A 7761-nucleotide genomic window follows, 5' to 3' on the forward strand; every position below is an offset into this window, starting at 1 on the left:
AACTTATTGCAATGGCTGAAACCTTTGTACTGCCAGAGCGAAGAGAAAGACATTATCCAAGATGTGTGAAAAAGAGACCCAGTCGATACCCTGAACGAAAGCCCCAAAAAATGCCTGTCAGCTCTTAACTGACAGGCATTAGAGCCCAGGCTCTGCTTTTTGTTGGGCTAGATAACTCGTGAGAAACGAGTTTGCTTGATTTGTTGTTGTAGGTGCGCATCAAAGCACATACAAATAATACGAATAAATAAATTACCGCGAGCTGTTACTGTGATCTTATCTTGGCTAACAGACACCAAGCCATCAGCTAGTAATGGGTCGAGTGCCTGTAGTGCCTCGCAGAAGTAGCTGGCAAAGTTAATATTAAACTGTTTTTCGATTGCTGGAATATCCAGCTCAAACTGGCAGATCAATTGTTTGATCACTGCGGCACGTAACGTATCGTCATCAGTTAAAGCAACACCTTTACAGATTGCACTGCCATAGCCTTCTTGCACGGCTCTGTAATAGTGCTTTAACTCTTTTTCGTTTTGTAAAATGGCATTGCCTATTTGCGAAATAGATGACACACCCAAACCTAATAAGTCACATTGGCCATGCGTTGTGTAACCTTGGAAATTACGGTGTAATTGACCTGCGTTTTGTGCAATTGCTAGTTCATTGTCTTTACGGGCAAAGTGGTCCATACCAATAAACTGATAACCCGCCGCTAACATCTGCTCAAGGGTATTTTTGAACATAGTGAGCTTGTCGCCAGCAGATGGTAAGTCAGCGTCTTTAATTTTACGCTGAGCAGCGAATCTATCTGGTAAGTGGGCATAGTTAAATACCGACACGCGATCAGGGTTTAACTCTATCAGCTGCGCAATCGTCTCTTTAAAACTCTCTGGTGTTTGCAGTGGCAAACCGTAAATCATATCTGCATTAATAGACTTAAAGCCAAGTTCACGAGCCTCACTTATTAAACCTTTTACAGATTGCACGCTTTGTGGGCGATTAACTGCCAGCTGCACATCATCATTGAAATCCTGAATACCAAACGAGACACGATTGAAGCCAAGTTTACGTAGGTGAACTAGCATGCCATCAGCTAAAGAACGAGGGTCAATCTCAATACCGCGCTCGGCATCATCAGCAAAATTAAAATGCTGCTCAACCAATGCCATTAAACGGCTCATTTGCTCTGCCGATAAGAACGTTGGCGTACCACCCCCTAAATGCAGTTGCTCAACGTTATAATCGGCAAAAAGTGTTGCTTGCTCAGCAATTTCAAGCGCTAAGTTATCTAGGTATAAATCGGCTTTAGATTGATGACGAGTGATCACCTTATTACAACCACAGTAATAACAAAGCTGACTGCAAAAAGGGATATGGATATACAGCGATAAAGAACGGCTTTTCGACGCTGCAATCGCGTTAATCATATCTTGTTGCTTATAACCATCAGCTAAAGACAATGCCGTTGGGTAAGATGTATATCGAGGCCCAGAAATATTGTACTTGTTGATCAGAGATTGATCCCAGCTTGGTAAATTTATCACAGTCAGCACTCCGCAATTGATTGAGCGGCTATTTTAACGAGTTTAGCAAGTTAGCTATTTGATCTAGAACAATGTCGGAGAATAGAAACGAATCGGCAATGCTTTAAGGTCGTTGTAAAAACAAAGAGTTTACTATTTGAGCAGTTGATTTATTGATTGTTAAAATAAAGGGTTTTGCTAGTGACAAGGTTACAAAAACTTTTTATACTGCATCCCGCTTTAGTCAGTTAAACCTGTTAAACGCATCAAAAAAATTTAGCTTTCGCTAATACAATGGCCCCTTAGCTCAGTTGGTTAGAGCACACGACTCATAATCGTTAGGTCCCCAGTTCTTATGTGGTATAAGAATTTGGTGTGTACTTATAAGGGCAAAGAAAAGGTGCAATGCCTTGAAGTTAAACGGTAATTCCGTTAGTATTTCCACTTATTTTTAAGTGCATACTTAAAATGAAAATTTGGCCCCTTAGCTCAGTTGGTTAGAGCACACGACTCATAAGAAATTGTGACCTATGTCAGTAATGGCATATGGAAAATCGGATGAATTGCTGGAAGGCTTCGTTTATTTAAACATGCTAATCAGCAGCCAAGCTCCAAAAGCGTTTGGAGAAGGTTCAGAGACTAGATGGTTCAGCACGAACTTGCTGTGTAATACATCATTAGCGTCCGACACCCCACAGATAAAGTTATCTAGGGTGATGATATAGTCCAGGCCATTACGAAAGTAGTGGGTAACCAGAATCGTTAGGTCCCCAGTTCAAGTCTGGGAGGGGCCACCATTTCATCTTTAATATTAAAGATTCAATTACCTCTAATATCTCTCTTGATTTCTTTATTCCTATTTTTTACTATGCTTTTGGGACAGTGCTAATATAACTAGCATTCGAAGGCAGTATTTAACTGACTTGGTTGTGGTCGACCATCATCAAATATCTCAATATTACTAAGTCCAAATCATTTTTTAATGCATTAGCTGCTTAAACGACCTCCTATGTCTGATGCTGAGAAAAAATTATGATTTTTACTACAGAGTTACTCAAATTAACCGCTGAGTCTTTTTATGAAAATACCAAAAGTATTGGTATCGGAATAAAGTCAAAATGTAAAAGCTTTGATCTATGGTCGCAGTTCTTGGCAAATAAAAATTACTCATCTCTTCATGCATCTCTCGAAAATAAAGTGAAATACTTTGAGTTAAATGCAGAAAAATTATGTGAAAAGTTTCGCCATAAGAATAGAAAGTTAAGCTTTTCATCAGCATCAAATCTTATTGCTGCTACAATAAAACCTTTCCTCGAACAAGTTGACAAGAACTGTTTTAAACTAGTTTCAGTGCTGAAAGAAAACCGAAATCTTTCATTGATAAGTAACGGTCAAGGCACAGTTGGTTTTATCCAAAAAAATGTTGCTGGCTACAGGGAAATAGATAGTGTGAGGTTTTCAAATTATGAATGCGCAAAAACTTTTGTGAATATTGCACTTCACATTTCAGGACAAGCTTCTCGGCAAAGTGATGAGATATTTTACTCTACAATTACAAAGCAAAATGAGATTTCAAACAAGCGTGTTTTAGAAGAGTTTCGTATTAACAATTATGAATTTATCAAAAAAATATCAGCGTATTTACAATTTCATATAACTACAAGTGATGATCTTTTTTTAATAAGAGAAATTATTACAGATGCATTAAGTGATTACTTTATGTGTGATAATTTTCACTTTGTGGTTGATACGAACTTAATCAGTGATTTTATCGATAGTCTGAGTGGTAATTTCATAACTATTATAGAGGATGCTCATTTTGATAATAAATCAAAAATAGAACTTTCAGATGTAACAAGCGCAGTCAGACATAAACTACATCTGCATTTTAGCTAAGAAGCTTAAATAATTATTTATAATTAGGTTTTTTATTTTTAATTACCGTTTTGTCAGGTTTGATTTATGTGGCACCGATTAAATCTGACAGAGTTGCATGAATTTAGATGTAGCGACAAAATAGCGGCTCAGTCCAACAAGCGATTATGCAACACAGACTGCGTGTCGCATAAATACTAAAATGTTAAGTACTCAGGGAGTATCGGTGAGTAGATTAGATAAATGGAAAGACGGACAGCGTAGGCTCACGATTCTCACAGGAGAAAATAAAGGACTTGCAAATGCTATTCATTCTCAACAGGTTGAGGATGATGATAGTCCCAAAATGAACAACTTTGATCTAATAAATATTGCAAAAGAGCTAATTTATTCTAATGAAGGCGGTAAACGAACTATTCACATTATATGCTTTTCATTCAATGTAGATCGTGGAGAGATGGAAGTTTGTCATCTTCTTGATCAAATTCTAGAAGAAGATTATGAGGAAGATATTCTAAGTACTTTAGCCATAGCTGCGATATCTGAAGTCCCAGTTTATCCAAACACTCCCGATTGCGAGGATGAGCTAGCTATATTACACCGCAAGATGATTGAGGGTGGCTTCAAACTTCAAGGTGAGAGATATCGTCTTACGTCTCGACAATCTGATGAGTTCGAAAGTGCAAAAAAGCTATTATCTAGTATAGACCCTGAAAAACATTACTCCCCATCTGATATTTCTATTATTAGACAAACCATCAAGGAAGAACTCTCGAATCTAGAAAGCGCAGATCGATTGCTACTGAGTTTACAGTTGGCAATTGATGAGTTCACAGTACTGTTAGAGTCTGAAAAACGAAATGAAAACTCTATACAGGAACATTTATCCAGAAACCCCATATTATTCGGGTTTGAATATAAGCGAGTTATACCCAAGCACCGCTTAGGTGGAGAGTACGAAACAGATTATGCGCTCGAGAAATATGATGGTTCATGTGATGTGGTGGAACTTGAATCATCAAATCTCAAGTTATATACAAAGGCTGGTAATCCAACTAGTCATCTCGTGCATGCAGAGCAACAGATATTGGATTGGCTAGACTGGATTGATAAAAACAACCCATACGCAAGAACTTCGTTAAATGGTCTTTATTCACCGTCAGGTTTTGTCGTTATTGGCAGACGGGATAGCTTGTCTGAGTTAGATAAAGAGAGGTTACGTAGAAGAAATATATTCTTCAGCGGTAAAATTAAGGTCTTAACCTATGAAGATCTTTTGGAAAGAGGGAGTGATATGCTCCTGAGATTAAAAGGTGATCGTACTTAATAAGGCGCTGTTGTCGGTCAAATTTTCCGCTGAGATATTTGGGAATAGAGATTGAAGACGCGATTAAAATATCGAGAGAAACCGATTGTTGATGTAACGCAGGCAGTGTTCTTATTGCCCCAAAGTGCGTTTGAGTTAAGGTCTCAATCGAGCGAAAAGCTGTTCCTTGATTTGTAGGCGAGGGGTCACCCCTTGCTTTTAAAATATTGGCAATATCTTCAAGTCAAGAAAGAGCGAATAGCAGATCTACGCTTTTCCCATATTGTGAAGCAAGCGGCTTGACCCCTTAGCTCTCACTACTTGATAACAAAGCTTAGCCTAGAGTCAGGGATTAAAAATATGTTAGATTATTTTATGCCTGTCCTTTTTCTCTTTGATTGTTTTGCCATACATGCTCTAATGGATAGGCAAAAGACAAGACTCGCCCCGGTCCCACTATTTTAGTCGTAAGAGTTTTCCAACATAAAAGCTCTTGGTTGTTAATGTTTATGTCTGCAAAACTTTCCATAAATTAAACCTCGAATTACATCACTACTTTGATCTTAGCAATTTCAGCTTCATAATCATCCGACTTAATTACTGGAAAATTATGATCTCGCTCCATCACGGACATTGGATTCGATTCTTTAAGTATCAGATAACTCTTTGCTAATTTATATGAATCCTCCGTTATGTATGGAAATCCAACATCGTTATACTCGTAGGCATCTTTAGGATCATTGAGCTGGGGCGGACTCGACAAGTATTTTGACAGATTGGCTTTCAGATCATCTAAGTTATCGTACAACTTATACCATGCTATTGTTTTTAAACCAACTCCAGACGAGACTGTCATTAGTTTTACCTTATTAGATAAGAAATAAGCTCTTAAAATACACTCATCGACAACTGGCACATTTGCAAACTGATGACCTACAAAAATGCTACTACTGTTTAATATGCACTGAGCAAATTTGTAGTCTTTGTTCTTATCGTAAGTCCAATCTAAACGTTCAAAAATCTCTTCAATGTTGTCTTGTAAGAACGCTGTTTTCCTAATCACTTGTTCACCAGCATGCTGCAAAATTTCTGAAGTACGATACTTCGAAATTTCTGAATCTGTTGTAACAATAGACTTAGCCTCGCCTACTATGATCAGGTCGTCAATTCTTGCCAACAAATCAAACTCTTCTTCTTTGCCCGCACCTAGTTTTATTCGTCTCGACAACCCTTTGTCGTAGTCGTCGATAAACTCATTACTATCAAGAGCATCATTAAGTTCTTCTATGATTGTTTCTTCATAGGTGTAACCTTTTTCACGAAGATCAATGCCAAACTCATCAGCCCACCTCTCAACAAGCCTAAACACTGATGGAGCACCTAATGCGCTTGTCATTAATGCGTACTTACCTTTGCTAGTTTTAACTAATGGTTGGCACCATAGGTCGCTAGTTGGTGATGGTTTTATTGTTAGGAAATCTACGATCTTTTCAACTTTTAGTGCATCTACACCCGTAGAGACAGTCAGCGCACGCTTCAAAGAAAACGCTTGCACTGTTGGACAGAACTGACACAACTTGTTTATGTTGAAAGCACTATCATCATCTGGAAACTTACGCTGAGCATCATTTGCCATAAGCATTAATGATCGCATTACTTCAAGTGCTTCGGATATAGAAAAGCCTTTTCCATAATCATCAGTTAACCACTTTTCTGGATAGTGAGATTGCAGATCAAACTCTCTAATTCTCCATTGAGTATTCCACGTAATGAGATCGTCTCCACCATCTTTAATGGACATTACTAACGCTATCCGTTTTTTATTCTGTCTTCTAATCACGGGGAACTTATCGTCAAGAAACTTAGCTTTGTTAACGCCTTGCATAGCCATCAATGTGCTATGACCAGATAATCTAGCTTTTCGATTAGCGCTATTTAAAAACGCAAGCTCATATGCCGAGGATGGTTGTTTAATTGAGAAGAACTTCTGCTCTTTGTCCATCTCGACTAAATCAAAATCTGACCAAATAACACATTGCCATAAGTGTGTATAAGTCCAGTACAACTGGGATAACCAAGATTCTTGCATCACAAAACTGATTTCATCTAGGGGTGCTTCAGAAACCTCTAATTTATTTCTTTTAGAAATATTATATAGACAGTTTCGTATCGCAAGTTGAGCACCATCTACAGCACCATGTGCTAACTCTGCTAACTCATGCTTGTTACCCGTGATATTTGCGTCTAATAGAACTGATTGAGTGTTAGTTATGTTCTGCTGTTTTGCCAATTTGAGTGCAACAGCAATTGTTCTGTTAGCATAAGCAACATATGACAGCATTAATCGTTCATAAGATGTTTTCGGAGCCTTTAGATATAAGTCATCTAATGTTGAACGAACTTCACTTAAGACGCTGTCAATAATGACACCGGCTTTATAAACTCTTTTGTCTCGCTCTGATGCATCTGCTTCTACTTTTGCCCACTCTTGATTCCACTTGTCCAACTTAAAGTCATTTCTAGTTGGCGGTTTAATTTTGTTCTTGAATATTTTTTCAACAAACAGGTCTTTTACTTCATCAGCCATTGGATCAATTCCTTATTTTTTATGATGCATATGATACCAGTGGATTAGCCTGTGTCATATCAGATAGTTACGTAAACAGACTCTCAGTCATGATATGCATATTTTGGTATTTCACTGATACAAGCTAGAGATTCACATTTAGTTTAATGGCATGATTTAGAAGATATTATGGCAGACTTATACACTAACAGCAGCTCGAAACAGGACTTCATTCGACATGGACTAATCACTAGCGTTGAATAGCCACCGAATTTATGGACTGTAGCTAGCCAGATTTTGCCCTAACCAAACTTATCCAAACTGCATGGCTTAGAGCACCAACTCTAAGCCGCTAATTAGATGGTACGCCCCACCCATTAGCTAAACTCATAGTGTTGGCTATTACAGGAGGAAACCATCATGTCAGTTGCAAAAGTCATAGGTATTGATTTAGGTAAATCAACCTTTCACCTAATTGGTCACGATTATTCTGG

Annotated in this window: 5 protein-coding genes; 2 read left to right on the forward strand and 3 right to left on the reverse strand. The window is 38.0% G+C overall.

The window, feature by feature from the left end:
• Positions 1-167 precede the first annotated feature (167 nt).
• Positions 168-1541, reverse strand: a complete 1374-nt coding sequence (hemN, locus tag JIG37_RS00035) for an oxygen-independent coproporphyrinogen III oxidase (RefSeq protein WP_199528337.1) — start codon at positions 1539-1541, stop codon at positions 168-170.
• 1011 nt (positions 1542-2552) lie between these two features.
• Here hemN and JIG37_RS00040 point away from each other — a divergent pair.
• A complete protein-coding gene (locus tag JIG37_RS00040; protein ID WP_199528338.1) occupies positions 2553-3416 on the forward strand; it encodes a hypothetical protein in 864 nt (287 codons plus the stop codon).
• 205 nt (positions 3417-3621) lie between these two features.
• Complete coding sequence (locus JIG37_RS00045; RefSeq protein WP_199528339.1) at positions 3622-4722, forward strand: Shedu anti-phage system protein SduA domain-containing protein; 1101 nt, start codon at positions 3622-3624, stop codon at positions 4720-4722.
• A gap of 352 nt (positions 4723-5074) precedes the next feature.
• On the opposite strand, the gene JIG37_RS00050 is transcribed toward JIG37_RS00045, so the two are convergent.
• Together JIG37_RS00050 and JIG37_RS00055 are read right to left on the reverse strand one after the other, a co-directional pair.
• Complete coding sequence (locus JIG37_RS00050; protein ID WP_199528340.1) at positions 5075-5230, reverse strand: hypothetical protein; 156 nt, start codon at positions 5228-5230, stop codon at positions 5075-5077.
• 15 nt (positions 5231-5245) lie between these two features.
• Positions 5246-7288 (reverse strand): hypothetical protein, encoded by a 2043-nt coding sequence (locus JIG37_RS00055; protein ID WP_199528341.1) that lies wholly within the window; start codon positions 7286-7288, stop codon positions 5246-5248.
• Between the last annotated feature and the right edge of the window lie 473 nt (positions 7289-7761).

The sequence above is a fragment of the Pseudoalteromonas sp. bablab_jr010 genome, from assembly GCF_016464105.1.
GTDB lineage: Bacteria > Pseudomonadota > Gammaproteobacteria > Enterobacterales > Alteromonadaceae > Pseudoalteromonas > Pseudoalteromonas simplex.

Coding starts and splice junctions, on each gene's coding strand:
- JIG37_RS00040 (WP_199528338.1), top strand. CDS start 2,553: ATGATTTTTACTACAGAGTTACTCAAATTAACCGCTGAGTCTTTTTAT.
- JIG37_RS00050 (WP_199528340.1), bottom strand. CDS start 5,230: ATGGAAAGTTTTGCAGACATAAACATTAACAACCAAGAGCTTTTATGT.
- JIG37_RS00055 (WP_199528341.1), bottom strand. CDS start 7,288: ATGGCTGATGAAGTAAAAGACCTGTTTGTTGAAAAAATATTCAAGAAC.